General features: G+C 40.7%; 12 protein-coding genes. 5 read left to right on the top strand and 7 right to left on the bottom strand.

Annotated elements, in window-relative coordinates; genetic code table 11:
• Nucleotides 1-163: 163 nt before the first annotated feature.
• Nucleotides 164-1,663 carry a carboxylesterase/lipase family protein gene (locus ACQY77_RS09005; protein WP_421938306.1) on the top strand — a complete coding sequence of 500 codons (1,500 nt, stop codon included), beginning with the start codon at nucleotides 164-166 and terminating at the stop codon, nucleotides 1,661-1,663.
• 422 nt (nucleotides 1,664-2,085) lie between these two features.
• Here ACQY77_RS09005 and ACQY77_RS09010 read toward each other — a convergent pair whose 3' ends face one another.
• Nucleotides 2,086-2,754, bottom strand: a complete 669-nt coding sequence (locus ACQY77_RS09010) for a GDSL-type esterase/lipase family protein (RefSeq protein ID WP_421938305.1) — start codon at nucleotides 2,752-2,754, stop codon at nucleotides 2,086-2,088.
• Between the two features lie 281 nt (nucleotides 2,755-3,035).
• Between ACQY77_RS09010 and ACQY77_RS09015 the strand changes: the two genes are divergently transcribed.
• Both ACQY77_RS09015 and ACQY77_RS09020 read left to right on the top strand, forming a co-directional pair.
• Nucleotides 3,036-5,432 (top strand): TonB-dependent receptor domain-containing protein, encoded by a 2,397-nt coding sequence (locus tag ACQY77_RS09015; protein ID WP_421938304.1) that lies wholly within the window; start codon nucleotides 3,036-3,038, stop codon nucleotides 5,430-5,432.
• A 202-nt stretch (nucleotides 5,433-5,634) separates the two neighbouring features.
• Complete coding sequence (locus tag ACQY77_RS09020; protein ID WP_421938303.1) at nucleotides 5,635-6,747, top strand: acyltransferase family protein; 1,113 nt, start codon at nucleotides 5,635-5,637, stop codon at nucleotides 6,745-6,747.
• Between the two features lie 40 nt (nucleotides 6,748-6,787).
• Here the strand turns inward: ACQY77_RS09020 and ACQY77_RS09025 are convergent, their stop codons facing one another.
• The 3 genes from ACQY77_RS09025 to ACQY77_RS09035 all read right to left on the bottom strand — a co-directional run bounded on the left by ACQY77_RS09025 (nucleotide 6,788) and on the right by ACQY77_RS09035 (nucleotide 11,772).
• On the bottom strand, nucleotides 6,788-8,038 hold the full coding sequence (locus tag ACQY77_RS09025) for a DUF2264 domain-containing protein (protein ID WP_421938302.1): 1,251 nt from the start codon (nucleotides 8,036-8,038) through the stop codon (nucleotides 6,788-6,790).
• Between the two features lie 21 nt (nucleotides 8,039-8,059).
• Nucleotides 8,060-9,400, bottom strand: coding sequence for a glycoside hydrolase family 88/105 protein (locus ACQY77_RS09030; RefSeq protein ID WP_421938301.1), 1,341 nt, complete (start codon nucleotides 9,398-9,400; stop codon nucleotides 8,060-8,062).
• 119 nt (nucleotides 9,401-9,519) lie between these two features.
• Nucleotides 9,520-11,772, bottom strand: a complete 2,253-nt coding sequence (locus tag ACQY77_RS09035) for a glycosyl hydrolase family 95 catalytic domain-containing protein (protein WP_421938300.1) — start codon at nucleotides 11,770-11,772, stop codon at nucleotides 9,520-9,522.
• A gap of 1,044 nt (nucleotides 11,773-12,816) precedes the next feature.
• Here ACQY77_RS09035 and ACQY77_RS09040 point away from each other — a divergent pair.
• Both ACQY77_RS09040 and ACQY77_RS09045 read left to right on the top strand, forming a co-directional pair.
• Nucleotides 12,817-13,185, top strand: a complete 369-nt coding sequence (locus ACQY77_RS09040; RefSeq protein ID WP_421938299.1) for a hypothetical protein — start codon at nucleotides 12,817-12,819, stop codon at nucleotides 13,183-13,185.
• Between the two features lie 127 nt (nucleotides 13,186-13,312).
• Nucleotides 13,313-13,741, top strand: a complete 429-nt coding sequence (locus tag ACQY77_RS09045) for a hypothetical protein (RefSeq protein ID WP_428430130.1) — start codon at nucleotides 13,313-13,315, stop codon at nucleotides 13,739-13,741.
• 401 nt (nucleotides 13,742-14,142) lie between these two features.
• On the opposite strand, the gene ACQY77_RS09050 is transcribed toward ACQY77_RS09045, so the two are convergent.
• The 3 genes from ACQY77_RS09050 to ACQY77_RS09060 all read right to left on the bottom strand — a co-directional run bounded on the left by ACQY77_RS09050 (nucleotide 14,143) and on the right by ACQY77_RS09060 (nucleotide 18,965).
• The gene (locus tag ACQY77_RS09050) at nucleotides 14,143-15,297 is read right to left on the bottom strand and encodes a putative phage abortive infection protein (RefSeq protein ID WP_421938297.1); all 1,155 of its coding nucleotides are present in this window, start codon (nucleotides 15,295-15,297) and stop codon (nucleotides 14,143-14,145) included.
• A gap of 408 nt (nucleotides 15,298-15,705) precedes the next feature.
• A complete protein-coding gene (locus ACQY77_RS09055) occupies nucleotides 15,706-16,173 on the bottom strand; it encodes a nuclease-related domain-containing protein (RefSeq protein ID WP_421942390.1) in 468 nt (155 codons plus the stop codon).
• 35 nt (nucleotides 16,174-16,208) lie between these two features.
• Entirely contained in the window at nucleotides 16,209-18,965 is a 2,757-nt protein-coding gene (locus ACQY77_RS09060; RefSeq protein ID WP_421938296.1) for a class I SAM-dependent DNA methyltransferase, read from the bottom strand.
• Nucleotides 18,966-18,990: the final 25 nt, after the last annotated feature.

An 18,990-nucleotide genomic window follows, 5' to 3' on the forward strand; every position in this document is an offset into this window, starting at 1 on the left:
AACACTTTGCCATCCTGAGCCTGTCGAGGGCCTGTGGAAGGGCTGTTCTATCTATCACACTAATAAGTATCCATTAATGAACCTCCCGTAAAGCCAAAACCAAAGTAAAATTGACCGATGTAATTTTAAGCAAATAGCATAAATTGCAGCCAAATCATTACCTATGAAATTCATCTCCAAATACTGCCATTACACCTTGTTCTTGCTAATGCTCTGCTATCTTTCCTATTCAGCGAATGCGCAGGATTATGCTATCCTAAAAACACAAGGTGGTTATTTAAAGGGGGCAAAGGAAGGCCAGACCTGGGTTTTTAAAGGCATCCCCTATGCCGAAGCACCCAAAGCTGCATTGAGATTTTTACCGCCCGTGCCTAAAAAAAACTGGCCCGATACACTTAACTGTACCACTTTTGGGGAAGTATCTGCACAATACAACGGAAACACGAAAGAAGTTAGGGGAAACGAGGACTGTTTAAGCCTAAATGTCTATACACCTAGCTTAAAAAAACAATCCAAGTTACCTGTACTGGTGTGGGTGCATGGCGGCTCTATGACGGGTGGCTCGGGCTCCGGACAAAACGGGCATGCATTTGCAGATAAAGACAGCGTAGTAACCATAACCATCAATTACAGACTGGGTGTTTTCGGATTCCTTTACCTGGGTGATGTTGATCCTAAGTACCGCAGTTCGGGCAACAATGGATTACAGGATTTAATGCTTTCCTTACGCTGGATTAAAGAAAACATCGCTTCTTTTGGTGGAGATTCCAATCGGGTAACGGTTATTGGTGAATCGGCAGGTGCTAAACTGGTGAGTACACTGCTGCTCAATAAAGATGCTAAAGATTTATTCGGGCAACTGATTTTAGAAAGTGGGGCCATACAATGCGTAAGGGATTCGGCAACGGCTAAATCTATTCGCAAAAGATTATTAAAAGAATTAAACCTTAAAAAACCCGAAGAACTCCTCAACCTTTCTACCGAACAGCTTATCACCGCCCAAAATGCCATTTGTAAAGGTGCACAGGGTACCAATTATTTTGGTCCGGTTGCAGATGGACAAGTGATCAGCGGCAATGGTTATCAATACATCAGGCAAAATACCGATCAGAGTAAACGCTTCCTAATCGGCACCAATAAAGCAGAAAGCCGCATGTTTATAGATATGGATAAACGTTTGCAGCATCCTGAACAGCAAGCATTGAAAGATTGGTTTGGGAAAAACGGCCGCCTGGTTTGGAAAAATTTTAAAGCCAATGAAAAGCAGCTAGGCACCGACTCGGCAGCAAAAATGGTACTTACGCAATACATGTACACCATGCATTCCTACCGCCTGGCAGATACTTTAGCACAGGTGAACCCTAATGTATGGATGTATCGTTTCGATTATAGCAAAGATGGTAAAGGCGCTTCGCACGCTGCAGAATTACCCTATGTGTGGCTAGATCCATATGCGAAAAACGCAAACATGAACTATGATCTGGCTGCATTAATGCATGGCTATTGGGTAGATTTTATCCATGGTAAGCCAATTGCTAACTGGCCAAACTATTTACCGCAGCACAAATCAATCAAGATCTTCGATCAAATTACAACCGTAGAAACACCAAAGGCTGTTTTTAATGATCCAAAGCATCCGGCAGCATGCCTGGTATTACGGTAGGGATATTTCTGCCTAATCACAAAGTAGACCTCGGGTATGGATGTTTATCAGCAATTTTACCACCGAGGACACAAAGTTTACACAGAGAAAAAGAGAGCAGTTGGTACAACCAAACACCGAACTTAAAAGGTGAGACGATGAGGTGCTAAGTTGTTTAGCTGACTAGTCGTATAAACAACAACTCAGAACTTTCTAAGCGCCCAGACTTAAAACTTATAACCTACAACTTATAACTTTCTTAGCACACCAGACTTTTAACTTTTAACCTTCAACTTTTAACTCTCAACCGCCCAGACTTACAACTTACAACCTAAAACTTACAACTTTAAAGCGTCCAGACTTACAACTTATAACCTAAAACTTTTTAACCGCCCAGACTTACAACTTACAACCTAAAACTTACAACTTTAAAGCGTCCAGACTTACAACTTATCACTTTTCAAAAGATGTGGTTCAACGGCTTTCCGCCAGATATCATATCCTGCCGCATTCATGTGGAGCATATCACTAACAAAAAGCTCCGGTCTGAGTTTACCATCAGACGTTAGCATTAAAGGATAAACATTAATGAAGGTTGTATTTTTTTCCCGGGCCAGAAATTTCTGAATCAACAGGTTGGCAGCAATCGCTTTTTCCCTAAACTTATCGCGACTTGGGCTTGGTTTTATAGAGATATAGGCAATTGGCACTTTGGGTAATTTTTCCCTGATGGCTTTATATAATTTTACTGTTCTGTTTAGCACACTGTCTGCTGTGGTTTTATCATCTGGCAAGTCGTTCTCCCCAACATAAATTACAATCTGGCGAGGATGATAAGGAAATACCACATCATTTAAGTAGAATGTAATATCGTTGGTTACTGCACCACCAATACCGCGGTTAAGGGCATTGTATTTTGCAAAATCCTTAGTCAATGTGTCCCATTTTCTGATGGATGAGCTACCTACAAACAGCACCGGATTGGCAGGAGCTTTATACAGCTGATCGTACTTTTTTATTGTTTGTACATCTTCCCAAAAATTAGGTTTGGCTTGCGCAAAGCCGAAAGTAGTTAATGTGCAAAAACAGGCTGCTATAAGGTATTTTTTCATGGGATTGGGGTTGATTATATGGAATACTGCTTTTCAAATGATATGGTCTTATTCAAACGAACAGAATTCCTTTTCATTACAGAAATGCTTAAAACCGGGCACAATATACCAATATCTCCAGCTTTGAAGCAAATCTAATCGGGCTTGTAACTAAAATTTGATCAGGGACATTTAGTTGACTCGGATTGATCCCCGATTCAACTATTTAGAATTATTATAAATAATTTGTTTAGAATGATTATAAACAATAAGTTTGCGGCGACAACCAATTGTATAAACCCATGATAAAAAAAATTACTTACGTCATAGCCATATTCCTCTTTGGGCTTAGCGCTGCATACGCACAATCAGGAAGTATAGGCGGAACCGTAAAAACTTCTGACGGAAACGCTGCAGAAGCGGTATCAATTACAGTAAAAGGCACAGGAAAAGGTGCCTTAACCGATAAAAACGGTTATTTTCAAATAAAAGGCCTTAAACCAGGTACGCAAACTATCATTGCTTCTTTAATCGGTTTAAGTATCCAGCAGCAGCAGGTAGAAGTTAAGCCTGGAAGTTCGGTTACTGTAGATTTTATTTTAAAAGAAAGCTCTGCACAATTACAGGAAGTAACCATTTCTTCCAGAAATTCGAACAAAATAAACAGTACTGTGGCTAAAATGCCACTTACAAAATTAGAAAACCCGCAGGTATATACCGCTGTTTCATCAGATCTTATTAAGCAACAAGGCATTACCAATTTCGATGATGCGATGCGAAATGTTCCCGGAATTTCGAGAACCTGGGAATCGACTGGAAGAGCAGGCGATGGTGCCAGCTATTTCTCTTTGCGCGGGTTTGAAGCACAGCCCGCCCTTTATAATGGCTTGCCTGGCTTTACCAGCGGCGATCTGGACCCAGCCGATATCGAAGAAATTCAGGTAATAAAAGGCCCTTCAGGCACATTATTTGGCGCTACATTTTATGGTTATGGCGGAATTATTAACACCGTAACCAAAAAACCTTATTTCAATACCGGAGGCGAGGTAACCTACAACACCGGGAGTTTTGGCCTTAACCGCATTGCAGTAGATGTAAACACCCCTTTAAGTAAAATAGAAAAGGTAGCCCTTCGCATTAATACCGCCTACCATTCTGAAGGAAGCTTTCAGGATGCTGGCTTTAAAAAGTCATTTTTTGTTGCCCCTGCCCTGGTTTATGAAGTTAATGAGAAGTTAAGTTTTAATTTTTTGGCCGAGATTTTAGAACAGGAAAGGGCACTTGCACCCGTATTCTTCCATTCTAACCGTGCCGATGCCTTGACTTTTAAAGATGTAGCAGCACTTAACCTCAACAACAACCTTTCTTTTACCAGCAACGAACTTACCATCAAAAACCCGAGGTTTAACTTACAGGGGCAAATGACTTATAAGATTTCCGATCAATGGACTTCACAAACGGCCATCTCTCGCGGAACCTTAAAATCTCTTGGTTACTATGGTTATATTTATGGTAATGAGCCGGGGAGTAATGAATTTGCACAATTCATCCACAAAGAAAACTCAACCACCAATACTTTTGATATCCAACAAAACTTTAATGGCGATTTCAAGATCGGAAGCATAAGAAACCGACTGCTGATTGGCCTGGATTATTTTAACAGAAATGTAGTAGATAATGGAACAGGCTATGGCCTTATGCGCAATGTAACCCCGCAGGGTGATGTAGTTTATCCAGATCCCGCTCATCCGGTGTATACCACCAAAGCCTCAGTAGATAGTTTATTGGCCGGAACAGGTGCCAACAACGCGAAAATCAGCAACAGTGTATACAGCATTTACGCCTCAGATGTAATTAACATTACAGATAAATTAGCTGCCATGGCCAGTTTAAGAGCTGATTATTTTGTTTCCAACGGCGACGTAAACGACGATACTGATGGATATAATCAATTTGCTTTATCGCCTAAATTTGGATTGGTATACCAACCAATACTTAACAAAGTATCTGTGTTTGCTAACTACATGAACGCTTTCTTTAATGTTGCGCCAACCAAAAATGTAGATGGCTCAGTAAAATCGTTCAAGCCAGAAAATGCGAACCAATGGGAGTTTGGTGTAAAAACTAACCTGTTTGATGATAAATTAAGTGCAACGTTCTCTTACTATGATATTAAAGTAAAAAACCGTGTATATCCTGATCCGGCAGATATTAACAATTCCCTTCAGGGTGGTAAAGTGGGTAGCAAAGGCTTTGAAATTGATATTAATGCCAACCCGGTTCAAGGTTTAAACTTTATTGCAGGATATAGCCATAATCGCTCGCAGGTGTTGGTAGGCAATCCGGCAGGTACCGACTTTTATAACGAGCCTGGCCGGGCCCAGGGCGGACAAGGCCCTCAGGATTTAGCCAACCTATGGGCTACCTATAAATTTACGCGCGGTAGCTTAAAAGATTTCGGTTTTGGTATTGGCGGTAACTACGCCGGTATTTACAAAGTAATTGATAATAGCCAGACTGGTGTATTCGAATTGCCAAGCTACACACTTTTAAATGCCAGCTTATTTTACAATGCCGATCGTTTCAGCATCAGGTTTAATGCCAATAACATTACCAATGAAAAGTACTATATCGGTTATTGGTCCATCAACCCTCAAAAACCGGTAAATTATACCGCCAGCTTCAGCTTTAAATTCTAAAACATTAATGCCTCAATATAAAATGCCTCTAACCATAAGGAAAGAGGCATTTTCTTTTTACATCAGCTTATTTCCTATTCCAGCCGCTCAATTTACAAGGCTGGGTTCAGTGCTCGATTATTAAACAATTACCAATACATGTAACTCATTACTTACAGCTGCCAGCCCGAAACATTTAGCTTCATCATGTATATTTGAAGCTATGCATAACCCATCTTTGTTAACGAAACCTCACTATGCCATACTGGATGGCCTGCGGGGTGTTGCGGCACTCATTGTTGTCATCTTCCACATTTTAGAAGCCCATTCTACCAGCCATCTGGATTTGATGATCAATCACGGCTACCTGGCGGTTGATTTCTTTTTTCTACTTTCTGGCTTTGTAATTGGCTACGCTTACGATGACCGCTGGACAAAACTCAGCATTGGCGGCTTCTTTAAACGGCGCTTAATCCGCCTGCAACCATTGGTTGTTTTAGGAATGATTATCGGTGCTTTGGGCTTTTACGCTTCCGATTCGGCAATGTTTCCGTTAATTCATACCATTCCACTTTGGAAAGTGATTGTAGTGATGTTAATCGGCTTTACACTCCTTCCGATCCCCATTTCTATGGATATTCGGGGCTGGCAGGAAATACACCCCTTAAATGGACCCGGATGGTCACTTTTTTACGAATATATAGCCAACATTTTGTATGCCCTTGGTTTTAGAAAACTGCCCAACTGGGCCCTAACAGCATTGGTAACCGGCGCTGGCACCTGGTTAATTTATTATGCAGTAACCAGCAAAACCGGTGATGTAATTGGGGGCTGGTCGCTCAATGCCGAACAGATTCAGATTGGTTTAACCCGCATGATGTTCCCTTTTTTTGCAGGGCTTCTGCTTTCCCGTTTAACCAAACCCTCACAAATTAAAAATGCCTTTATCTGGAGTAGTTTGTTGCTGGTCATTACCCTGGCCATTCCCAGAATTGGGGGCGCAGATAAACTTTGGCTTAACGGACTTTACGATTCCTTAACCATTATCTTCATTTTCCCCATTATTGTTTATGTAGGTGCCAGTGGGCAAATCCGCAGCCAATCGGGATCTAAAATCTGCAAATTTCTGGGCGACATTTCTTACCCGATTTACATTACCCATTATCCGCTTATTTATATTTATACCGGTTGGGTTAGTGATAACCGCGGCCTGGGTTTCTCTGCTTACTTACCTTACGGGCTGCTCACTTTTGTGGCCGCTGTTGGTATAGCTTACGCCGCATTAAAATTATATGATGAACCCATCAGGGCCTGGTTACAAAAAAAACTGCGCTAAGTAAATTACTTAACGCAGCGCTAAAAACACCAAAATAAGATTAGTAATCTACATGGTAGTCTTTTTTAAAGGCCTGGCCACTCCAGGCTTTTTTTGCCGTCCAATCTGCCGCAGGGTCCGTCCAGAAAGGGTGATCAGCAGGTAAACCCAAGGGCAGGAAACCCAAAGTAGCCATATACAGGCTACCTGTAGAAGTGTAACCATCCGCAATCATTGGTTGCGACCCGCAGAAACCCAGTACCAGCCAGCCCCTGGCATCAAAATTATTGCAAACATCAAACATGCGGTGCATCACTGCAGATATGCCACAGCGTACCTGCGCCGGACTAATGTGCGCCGGGAGTTTCTCCATTAAAGCCACCTGGGCCAGTGCCTGAAAAGCCGCAGTTCGGTAGGTTGCCGAGCGACCCATAGCAGGGTAAGTACCCTCCGGACTAATAATCCGCTCAGAAAATTCGGCATAGCGTACCATTCTTTGCAAAGCGGTATTATACTCCTCAACAGATGCTCTTTTCTTATCCGATAATACTTTTAAGAAATCAACCAGCATGGGGTGGATCACATACGAATTATAATAGTCCATGCTAAAGCTTGGCCCATCACTGTACCAGCCATCACCTTTGTACCATTCGGTCATTTTCTTGCGGGCAAACTCTATCCTTGCCGGATCAGGCTTTTCGCCCGCACTCAGCAAAAAGCATTCATTTATCCCTGCAAACAACAACCAGTTGTTATAAGCACCGGTTCGGGTTCTTAAGGTTTTAAATTCTTCTATTATCCTGCCTTTGGTTACTGCATCCAAAGGTTCCCACAAAGCTTTGGGTGCACGCAAAAAAGCCTGGGCCATGTAAGCTGCATCTACAATAGGCTGACTTTCTGTTCTAAAGTTCAGGTAATCGGGGTTAGCCGGATCAACAGCATTAACAATACCTTTTAACAAAGCCGTTCGCAGCTCCTTACGCATTTTACCTTCTTCGGTATCATCATCCGGGAGCGCCAGCCAGGGCGCTACCCCAGCCATGGTACGGCCTACGGCTTCCAGATAAGTTACCTTTTTAAAAAAGTCTGTTTTCATCCCGGGAGGAACTTCAACAGGCATATTTTTCTTTAATGTGCTGTTCGATAAATTCAGAATAACGGGCGATGCCATTTTATAAAGCAACTTCGACCAGTAAGCACGTTCTTGCAAACCCGTACTTTGTGCTTTGCTTTTCGTTTTTTGTGCCTGTGTAACGTTCAGGTTCGCCACGCTAATGCTGGCTATTAGCAAGCTAATTTTTAATATTTTCATCTGAGTCTGAAATGTTAAAAGCTATTGAATATGGAAAAAACGCGTAGCTCCGGCACTGAGCTGTACTTCAAAATTTAACGCTTTGGGCCTGGTGCCATCATAATCAATATTTAAAGGGATAATTTCTCCGGTTGCTGCATCTTTCACCTGTACTTTCTGAGGATCCTGACCGGCCACTTTTTTAGCAAGGCTTCGCCATGGAATTTCTATTTTTTGCGTTTTAGGCTTTGCTGTGGTGTTTTCTACCTCGCTAATCCAAACCTTACTTTCTTTTTCGAGCTTTAGCTTAAAAATTTCTGTCCCCGCTAAAAGGAAAGCACCTACACCATACACATCTGTATCCTCGTAACCTACCTTATCCGGTGCTGCGCCCTGGGCCTGAACAAAACCTAACTTCCCATCGGGATGTACCGAAGTACTCAAAGCTACCCAGGCCTTATCTAACACACCCTTATATTTTTTATAAGGCAACAAATTGTTGTTAATGCCCCATGCCATGGCATAAGCAATAAATCCAGTACCGCTGGTTTCTTTACTTGCATAGCTCTCCGGATCGAGCAAACTGGCATGCCAGGTACCATCAGGCTGTTGCAGTGCGGCCAACCTGCCCGACATTTCTTTGTACAGCTTTGTAAAACGTTTATAATCCGGATGCGTTTTCGGCATGGTAGATAAAACCCTTACCAGGCCGGCAATTACCCAGCCGTTTCCTCGGGCCCAAAATACTTTGGCCCCATTCTTTTCCTGCTTTTTAAAATAGCGGCTATCGCGATAAAATAAATGTTCGTCCTTATCATATAAATAGGCTGTAGATTTCCACCATAAAGCAGATGCTTTATCCAGGTATTTGGTGTCGCCTGTAGCCTGACTTAAATAGGCCAGTGCCGGAGGCCCCATAAACAAGGCATCGCACCAGGCCCACTCGCGAATGTGAATCGATTTTTTCCATTCTAAAGATTCCGTATGCGGTAAAGCCACCAGCGAATCTGCCATGCTTTTAAAATCGGCAATATATTTTGGGTTTTGATAAATGGAGTACAACTGCGAATACAACTGTCCAACACAATAATCGTCGGCAAAATGGCGGTAATGACCGATTTTCCACTGGTTATCTTCCCCTACCTGAATTAATTTCTGATAATAAGAATCCGTTCCCGCAAGTCCGCTAAAAGCCATCATACCGGTGTACATGGCGCCAGATGTCCAGTCTTTTTTAGGATTTTTCCATCCCGATGTTTCCAGGGTTTTCCATTGCCAATCGGCTACCCTTTTCATTTGAATAAAAATGCTGTCAGGAGAAAGGGATTGCCCCTGCACCACGATGGCATAACTGCACAATAAAAGCACTAATAGTTTACGCATATATTTGGTTTATTTGTTAATCTTTTTTTGTTCTTTTCCCAGTTTCAAACTTTCAACTCTCCACTTTCAACTTTAAACTCCCTACTCCCCTCTCCAAACTCCCTACTCCAAACTCCCACCTACCCATTCTCAAAAGTAACCTCTTGTTTCTGTGCCAGTTTAACTACAGTAAGCCCCTCGTTATTGGTTTTAACAGCTGCAGCAGGTACACCCTTTACCACAAAAGTTTTAAAAGGAAGTTTAATCTTTAACCAGCCACCTTTTTCGGCCAGTACTTTAACCTTTGCCGGCACACCGTTTTCCTTTATGGCGCTCACTAAAAAAGCTCCTTCAGTACGGAGGTTGTTAAAAGAAACATTTTTCCAGGTTGTTGGTACAGCAGGAAAAACCTGGATGTAATTATTCCGGCTTTGCAACAGTAATTCCTGAACACCCTGTGCAAAAGCAAAATTCCCTTCTAAAGTAAAGGGGCGATAGGTGAAACCCGAGTATTGCCCTCCCTTTTGATCCCCATTGAGGTGGAAACTGTTAGGCGAGCAGAAGTTCGAAGCAAAAATCTGCAATTGCTTCAGTGCTTTATCGGCCTGGTAAGCACGTGCATACAATGAAGCCATCCAGCTAAAAGAATAACCACACCAGGCACGTGTACCCATTTTTTCGAGCTGGTTAAGCGAATGATCAATAATTACCCTGTCTTGTTCGCGGTTTACATCCAATAAATCCAATGGGTAAATGGCCATGTACTGCGACATGTGGCGATGTGAACTGGTTAAATCTGCACCCGGGGCAATGGTAAATCCGGTTTGGTTTACTTCGTAATCTGGCAGTTGTGCCAAAATGGTTAACCAATGCTTGCTTTCTGATGGTTTTCCATTGGCCGCACTTACTTCGGCTGCTGCCTTAAATAAAAATTTGCTCAGCGAGAGGTCGAAGTTTGTCCAGTTAAAAAACCAGGCATTAATACTGTTATCATTATATTCCGGACTCGAGCTTAAAGGCAGTTTACGCACACCATCTTTTAGCCGGGTAATACTTTCGAGGTAGGTAGCCACCTCATGAATGTAGGGATAGGCCCTGGTTTTTAAGAAGGCATTGTCCATACTGTATTTCCATTGCCAATAAAAATGCTGCGAAGCCCAGGCCCCTACTGTTGGCGAAAGTGCATACTGGATCCAGCCGCCCATAGGGTCGCCGCTTAAAGTTACCACACCCGGTACATTTAATCCAGCAACGCCGAAATATTGTTTGGTATAGGCCAGGTTACGGTTTCTGATTTTCCATAACCAATCGGTAAAAGTTGCAGCCTCATCCAGTCGATTTGCGGTATAGCTTGGCCAATAACTCAGCTGGGTATTCAAATCGTTGTGAAAATCGCCTTTCCATGGCGGCAAGCTCCCGTTATCGGCAGTCCATACCGCTTGTAAAGTAATGGCCGGCGCACCTTTACGCGCTACTGCACCCAGCTTATATAATTCCAGGTAATACTGTTTCTGAATAAGTGTATCGGGAACAGAGAGGTTGGATTTTCCCCAGTATTGTTTCCACCAGGCCAGGTGCTCTGGCCAGCCTGTAGGTTCCTTTGCTGTAGCAGCTATGGCAACCGGAACGGCAGGCTTATCGTTACTAATGGTCCACGAACCTATAACCTGATCTTTCGCCATCCGCTGCCACTGAATCAGCACTTCATAATAATGTCCCTCGGCGGTAGGCTGATGGTAAAGTATCGTATTAGCTGTTTTGGTAAGCGTACCTTTGGCATAGCCCAGCTTTTGCAGGCCACTCCCCGCATGACTGTTATCGCCCTGCTCTGTCAGGTTATTGGCATAATTGTGTACAATTAAATCGGGTATAACGGTGATATCTTTAAGCTCCTCAAAACCAAAATACCCTCTGGCAGCAGTAGCATGAATGTAACAGTTAAATATGGTGCCGCTTTCGAACTTAATGGTATTTAAGGCGGTTTGAATATCCAGCTCGTTGCTTACCACCTTGCCCAGTTTAGCCAGATCAAATTCTACAGCAGCTGCCGGCAACTTGGTCGGGTACGGACTGGTATCATAGGGTGCATCGCCTATTTTCTGCACCGCACCATAATTCTTTTGAATTACCTGTTCTTCTACCCATTTAAAGGTTAGTTTAGAAATATCTAGGGCTTTACGCTCATCCCATAAATCGGCCCGGTCTAATGACAAACGGAGCTTTTGATTTTTTTCCCAGATTAAAGCACCCAACATGCCATTACCCAGCGGCATGGCTTCGTCCCAGCGGTTAGCCAGTTTGGCAAACCTGAGGTTATAGGGTTTAAGCGACTGCGCATAAACGGAGCTTGTTATAACGAATAGTGACCAAAGAAAAATCAGTCTTGTTTTCATAGTAGGTTTGTGGTTAGCAAAGATCATGGTTAGCGATCCTCGTCTAAACTAGCAATATTTGACCAGAACAGTAAAGTTAAACACTGCACAAACGTTTGTTTTTTACCGCAAAAGGCACCAGGTGTTGATCAGGGAATTTTACCACCGAGAACACCGAATTTACACAGAGAAAAAGAGCGCAGTAGGTACAACCAAACGCCAGAGTTAAACTCGGAAAGCTTAGCACACCAGAATTTTAACCCTTAACTTTAGTTTGAAGTTTTCAGTTGGGAGTTTTCAGTTTTATGCTCCCAGACTTACAACTTACAACCTAAAACTTACAACATTAAAGCGTCCAGACTTACAACTTATAACCTAAAACTTACAACTTTCTAAGCGCCCAGACTTACAACTTATAACCTAAAACTTACAACTTTCTAAGCGCCCAGACTTACAACTTACAACCTAAAACTTACAACTTTAAAGCGTCCAGACTTACAACTTATAACCTAAAACTTACAACTTTCTAAGCGCCCAGACTTACAACTTACAACCTAAAACTTACAACTTCTCAACCGCCCAGACTTACAACTTATAACCTAAAACTTACAACTTTCTAAGCGCCCAGACTTACAACTTACAACCTAAAACTTACAACTTTAAAGCGTCCAGACTTACAACTTATAACCTAAAACTTACAACTTTCTAAGCGCCCAGACTTACAACTTACAACCTAAAACTTACAACTTCTCAACCGCCCAGACCTATAACCCATAACACACAACACACAACCCCACTTACTGAATACTCAATTATACACCCAGAATAAACTTAGCCCCCATTTTCTATAAGCAGCCATGTTCCCCAAAATCCAATTTACCGTTTTTAATTAAGCCATATAATGAACAGCAGGCTCGGGCCTGAATATATTCCCGTAATGCTATCCAACAGATTACCAATATTTCATGTTCAGCGTAAAAAGATTAAAATTCTTCTAATGTTATTCATTCCATTCAACTAAAGTGATAAAAAAGGAGATGGCACAGTGTTCTCATAAGCACAGCTATGACCAAACATCTTGTCCTTGTCTCACTTTTTTTGATCGTGTACTGTTCTTCTGCTGTTGCCCAACTTAAAGGTTGTTTAATAGGCTCAACAACCACGGGTACGCTTTATACTCAAAAAAACTCCTTATTTACCAGTCTATACATCACTTCGAGTGGTGGATATCCTACCTCGCCTCCGGCATGCCCCAGGGTTCTGCTGGGTACACCTACAGGTGCAAGCTGTGGCTTTACCATTTTTACGCCCACTGCTTATACTGAATATAATTACACCCTCCTTACCGCACCCGTTGGATGCGCCTTAGACAGTTGCCTTATTTTGGTTATAGGTGTGCTGGGTATTTATGGTATCAGGAGAATGAGGGGTTGAGTTTATTGTCTCTGTGCATCGTTTGCGCAATGTTTATTAGGTTTGTTTTTTTTGACAAAGAAAGAGAATATCACAATAAAGTATTAATTTGCCGGCTTAATAAACAAATCGGACAAACAATCTTATCATGAAAACCACGCTCCTTTCATTTTTCCTTTTTTTTGCATTAAACCTAACTAAAACCTGGGCACACGACGAGCTTACTGCCCAGCAGATCGTTGAGAAATCAATTGAAGCCACCGGAGGAAAACAATACCTGCAATCTATCAAAACGCTTTACTCCAATATTGCCACCCAAATGGAAGGCCGCAATGTAAACTGGATTACCAAAGAGATGCTGCCCAATAAAGGCGCTTTCCTGATCGTATATCAGGGTCGTACCGTTTTCCGAAATTTCTATGATGGCGAAAAAGGTTACGAAGTTTCTGGAGGGAAAACACAACTTGCCAACCAGGATGAGTTCAGTGATAAAAAATACCGCAAAAACATATTCAACGAACTGGACTATCTGGATCCAACTTTATATACGCTGGCACTGGCAGGCTCGGAAAAGTAGCCGAGGAAGACTGTTATAAAGTAAAGGCTACCTGTACCAACGGAACTGTCCGGGTACTTTACTACAGTAAAAAAACATTCCATCAGCTACGCGAGGACAAACAGACTACAGAAAAAGGAGGCTTCAGCTCTACTCTATTTTCAGGCTATAAAAAATACGGCAAATTAACCTACTACACGGAGATGGCTTTTAAAGATGGAGAGACTATACAAAAAGCTCAGATGGTTGAATTGCTGGTCAATGAGAAGGTTAGTGAAGAAGATTTTCGTTAGCGATAGTATGCTGAGGGTAACATCATAGCAGTAGTTAGCCCCCTTTACCTGATTTGGGTAAGCCGTTGGAATATTTAAACCGGAAGGTTTTTTTCTTGTTATGCCGCTAGTTTTGAGGAAAAGCAAGTGCTAGTAATTAAAAAAATGCTTTCGTTTACGATTATAAATATCCCGATAATGCTTTTTAACTTCTGTATCGAATGATCCTTCAAATGTTAAATGAGGATAAATTTCACTAATTGAAATGTTTGTGATGAACTCATTAGGTATGTTTCTGATTAAGTTGTATTTAGTAATAAGCCCATTATAGATTTTATAATCTGAAATCTTTGATGCTTTAACATTTTCCAGATCTACATCTAATTCCCAAGTTCTACCTAGATTACTTATGCTATTAAAGAAAAGCAAAGTTTGTTCATAGGTTGACAATTGGGCTCTAACAATTTTAACATATTTATACTTTTGTGAATAAGTCAGTTTATCATTCTCATCTATATATACAATTATCTGATACAGGTGTCTAAAGTAGTGCCCAAGTCTATACTGGTGGCCGCCATAATATTTTGTTCTAGCTAATAATGAAGTTTTATTTAGTGAATCAACTTCATCAACCATTTTCGTACACGAAAATGATTGATCGTTCGCATTTGAACGTTGCCAGACTGCAAATATATTTTCGAGTTTTCCAATGACGCGATCGATTAGATTTTCATTATATCTATTGCTTAAAATGTTGCGTAATGATTGCTGTCCTTCCTCACTCATCCCAAAAAACAGACATAGATAAGCTACATTGAACTTATCAAGCTTTTGAATTGAAACATTGCGCTCAACTGCAATTTTATCAAGTGTCCCAATATCGTTTAAGTTCTTCTTATAACTTAAATCTTCATTAAAAAAATGCTCAATTATTGATATTATTGTATTCATTTGCTTATGAATCTCCCGAAGAGCTTTCTGACCTTCATAATATACCTCTGAAACCTTATCTGGAGCCCTCATTTTGATTATAGCAACATTGTCTCTGTGATATCTGATTAATTCAAATACTCTGTTCTCAAATTGGGTAAGATTAAAAGTATCGGCTTGGTAGGTTAACGTACGGTATATCAGGTAAACACTTACAATTGAAAAAACTCCTGTTAAAGCATTCCCATATCCTTCAAAAGCTTCAAAATCAATGGCAAGTCTTTTATCTGGAGGGTGCTGAATTAATAGCTGTATGGAAAAAAATAAAAAGACTGCGATAGAGAGTGCAAGAATACCTTTAACTTCCTTTTTCATCTGAGAGTATTAGATTTAAATTTCAATTCAATTATAATAAAAAAGAGCCGCATTGTTATGGCTCTTCATATAACTGATTTATAAATTACAGCTGTAAGCAGACTCAAACGTATTTAGATTACATGGAGAACCAATAGTTCCAATAAATATCCATGACTCCCCTACTTAATTTAAGTGTCACTATTCTAGCGGTCACTTAAAACTACTTTGCCTGAAAAGATTTGCACACGGAACAATGTAAAGCGGACCCATGGAAACTAGCAACAGTCAGCGTATTATTTCAGTCGGAGACCTGCCTTTCAAAGGGAGATTTAAGTGACCCGATGGAACACTTAAACCAGAAGGGGGATATAATGATTACCCTGTATTTTTATAAGGGGCAACTTTCGATGATTTTCAATGAAATGTTTATGTTTCAATCGTCTTTTGATTATTAATTTCTAACAAAAACTCAGCAATTCTTTTTGTCTCATAATTTGAAAAAACTGGTTTAAAGTAGTTTATGTAGCTGAGAAGTTCGTTTAATGTTACAATCTTCACATATTGAAATTCTTCTTTTGGTCTGGTGTTGGTCAAAACAATGAGGTTTTTGATTGATATTTTTTTATCTCCCCAATGATGTTTGCCCAAGCTAAGATGAGAATTACTAATCTCTTTATTAAGCAATTTAAATAGAACAAAGTTTGTCCTTTTGATTTGCTGTACTGGTGAACGTAAGTTTAAATCCTGTAATGATTTTACACTCCAGTTTTTTGTCTCGATTAAGAATATTCCTGATGGTGCTACAAGTATATGGTCAATTTGAATAGATTTTATGTAATCATTCTCTCGTCTGTTATAAATTGCTGGGGAAAAGGAAATATCAAAGTCGTTAATTAGATAGTATCTTGATTTCTTACAAGTCTACACTTTTAAAGAAGAGGATCAGACTTGCGTCGCTTCGTCTTGATAAGCTTACTCTCACTGAAAAGATCTGCTGTGTATTGCTCATACAACTCGAATAGGAATTCCAATCGCTTAACCTCGTTAATGAACGGCTGCGGACGATACGCTAAGTCTACTGCTTTATCCAATTCAGAATGTGCTTTCACAAGAACCGGAGGCATAGTTAAAGGATTGTAAAGGTCAGCTAGAGAGTTGTTCTTAAAAGCATTACGAGCATTTATTACCTCTCTTGCTTTATCTTCAATAGACTTTATTTGTTTATCAGTTGGGTTAACAGGCCATGGATAGTTATTGTAAACAATATCCTTTGAATACCTCAACCGACTTTCAAGTCTTCCACATACTGTTTTAACCCATACCATGTGCATGTTAGACATGAGCACACCAAAATGATAATAGTTTCCATTAGGTACAATGTGACAGCTATTGTTAGCAATATCATCTTTAGTAAAGAACCCCATTGGTATATACTTCCTGTTTTCAGAGGTTGTACTTGGGATAAGGATGTATGTATCTGGCTGGTTCCTGTCACGAAATAAAGCGGGCGTTACACTAAACTTCTGTGTGGATGGTGCTACACTACTTAAGCGAAACGATTTTACTTTGTCAATGCGCTTCAACACCTCGGGTAGTTTATTAACTATTGATGGGTCTGCATCAACTAACCAAAGGCACCAACGATGAAATCCATTAAGATACTCATAAGCTGAGATCAAAGGTTTTATGAATGGTTCTGAGTTAGGGTGGATGGATAGAAGAGCATCTTTCTCTTCATCAGTCATTAGTAAATTCCCTCCATCTAATGGCATGTTACCGAAACTCATCTTCGGAACATTACTTATAGGGTTCGACTGTTTAACCACCAGTATATCTTTTGCATCTATCAGATATGGATTAATGTTCCTTGCTTGTACCTCATGAGGTTCACCTTTTATGTCTTCGTACTCGTAAAGTTTTTTACTTGCCGTATCAAAGCTTGCAAAACCAACAATGATGCAATAGACTCCGGCGTTCCCTTTTGCCTCGTTTGTCCATTTAAAGGTCCTATGTGCAAAGTGAATTTTGATACCATATTCTTCTATAAGAGGTTTCCAAAGTAAAGATGTCTGTTCCCCTTGTACAATGGAATTGGTTGATACAAATGCAACCCTTATTTTAGTTCCGCCTATATACTTTGCGGCTTTCATGTACCATCCACTAACGTAATCAAGAGTTCCACTACCTGAATCGCCACCAAACTCTTTTACGATTTGACTTCTTTGCAAAGGTGTCATGATCTTGGAGCCTATGAAAGGTGGGTTTCCAATAATATACGATAGCTCTTCATTATTAATTAGGCTGTTCCAGTCTGTTTCAAGCGCATCCGCATTAAGTATGCTAGCCGACTTTTTTAGCGGTAGTCGAATAAAGTATTGTCCGAACTCGCTACTGATTTGCATATTCATCTGGTGATCAATCAGCCACATTGCAACCTCAGCTATCCTTGCGGGAAACTCTTCGAACTCGATACCGTAAAACTGGTCCACATCAAGCCAGATAATACTTTCTATACTGGTTGCAATCTGATTCTTAAACTGATAACGAAGTATCTCAATCTCTAATAATCTCAACTCCCTATATGTGATAACCAGAAAGTTACCACACCCACAAGCGGGATCAAGAAACTTCAATAGGCTAAGTTTCTTATGAAATGCAGGCAGCTTGTTCTTATTATCTTTGATAGACTCAAACTCTTTCCATAACTCATCCAGAAATAACGGTTTGATGAGTTTCAATATGTTTTTCTCGCTTGTATAATGCGCACCAAGGTTTCTACGTTCTTGGGGATTCATTACTCCTTGAAACATTGAACCGAAGATGGCGGGCGATATCTTACTCCAATCGATATAACAACATTCAAGTAGTGTGGTTCTCATGGCACTATCAAAGCTCGCGAATGGCAGTACCTCTTCAAACAGTTTCCCGTTAACATAAGGAAAGGCATTTAACTGTTCATCAAGGTTCTTGAATCTCCGATCATTGGATGTATTAAGTGTTTGAAACAACTCTTGCATTTTAGCAGCAAGATCACTACCATCCTCACTTGTTCTATCTTCTATGAAGTTTTGAAATTGTTGCCTTTCGAAGATAGTTGTATCCTCCGCAAACAAACAGAATAGAAGCCTAACTAAATAAACTTCCAGTGGGTGACCATCATATCCGATGAACTTCAATCGATCATGCAGCTTAGCCATTAATGCTGCCGCTTTGATGTTGATAGGATCTTGTTCCTTGTATATTCTTTTTTGATAGCCTGCTATAAACCCAAAGTTCTGTACGTTGTGTACCAGATCTTTTAACTTGAACTCAACTGTCTTTTGATCCTCTGTATCGAACAGCCGGAAGTTCTCAAAGTCCGATACCAATATGTATTTGGGTAGATCGTATTCCTTTAGCCCATGAATATAGTCTTTAGCTTGAATGAATGCTTTGTCAAGGTTCTTGCCCTTGGTCTTCATTTCAATTAATATTGTGCCTTTCCAGAGCAAGTCAATATAACCATCTGCCTCACTTAGCTTTTTTACTCTATGTTCGAACGTGCCAACTCGCTTTCTTGTAATGCCAAAGATGTTGAAGAACGCCTCAAGGAAGGGTTTAGCCTCTGCTTCTTCATTATAGGTGTCTTCCCACTCCTTAGAGAAAGCTACTGCGCGATCTTTGATTTCATTCCAACTGAGAGCCATTGATTTTATTTTGGTTGACTTCAAA

Source organism: Pedobacter sp., from assembly GCF_965279535.1.
Taxonomy (GTDB): Bacteria; Bacteroidota; Bacteroidia; order Sphingobacteriales; family Sphingobacteriaceae; genus Pedobacter.

What these genes read in the sequence shown, in the direction of transcription:
- ACQY77_RS09040 (WP_421938299.1), top strand. Translation starts at nt 12,817, where the DNA reads ATGACCAAACATCTTGTCCTTGTCTCACTTTTTTTGATCGTGTACTGT.
- ACQY77_RS09015 (WP_421938304.1), top strand. Translation starts at nt 3,036, where the DNA reads ATGATAAAAAAAATTACTTACGTCATAGCCATATTCCTCTTTGGGCTT.
- ACQY77_RS09005 (WP_421938306.1), top strand. Translation starts at nt 164, where the DNA reads ATGAAATTCATCTCCAAATACTGCCATTACACCTTGTTCTTGCTAATG.
- ACQY77_RS09025 (WP_421938302.1), bottom strand. Translation starts at nt 8,038, where the DNA reads ATGAAAATATTAAAAATTAGCTTGCTAATAGCCAGCATTAGCGTGGCG.
- ACQY77_RS09060 (WP_421938296.1), bottom strand. Translation starts at nt 18,965, where the DNA reads ATGGCTCTCAGTTGGAATGAAATCAAAGATCGCGCAGTAGCTTTCTCT.
- ACQY77_RS09010 (WP_421938305.1), bottom strand. Translation starts at nt 2,754, where the DNA reads ATGAAAAAATACCTTATAGCAGCCTGTTTTTGCACATTAACTACTTTC.
- ACQY77_RS09020 (WP_421938303.1), top strand. Translation starts at nt 5,635, where the DNA reads ATGCATAACCCATCTTTGTTAACGAAACCTCACTATGCCATACTGGAT.
- ACQY77_RS09035 (WP_421938300.1), bottom strand. Translation starts at nt 11,772, where the DNA reads ATGAAAACAAGACTGATTTTTCTTTGGTCACTATTCGTTATAACAAGC.
- ACQY77_RS09045 (WP_428430130.1), top strand. Translation starts at nt 13,313, where the DNA reads ATGAAAACCACGCTCCTTTCATTTTTCCTTTTTTTTGCATTAAACCTA.
- ACQY77_RS09030 (WP_421938301.1), bottom strand. Translation starts at nt 9,400, where the DNA reads ATGCGTAAACTATTAGTGCTTTTATTGTGCAGTTATGCCATCGTGGTG.
- ACQY77_RS09050 (WP_421938297.1), bottom strand. Translation starts at nt 15,297, where the DNA reads ATGAAAAAGGAAGTTAAAGGTATTCTTGCACTCTCTATCGCAGTCTTT.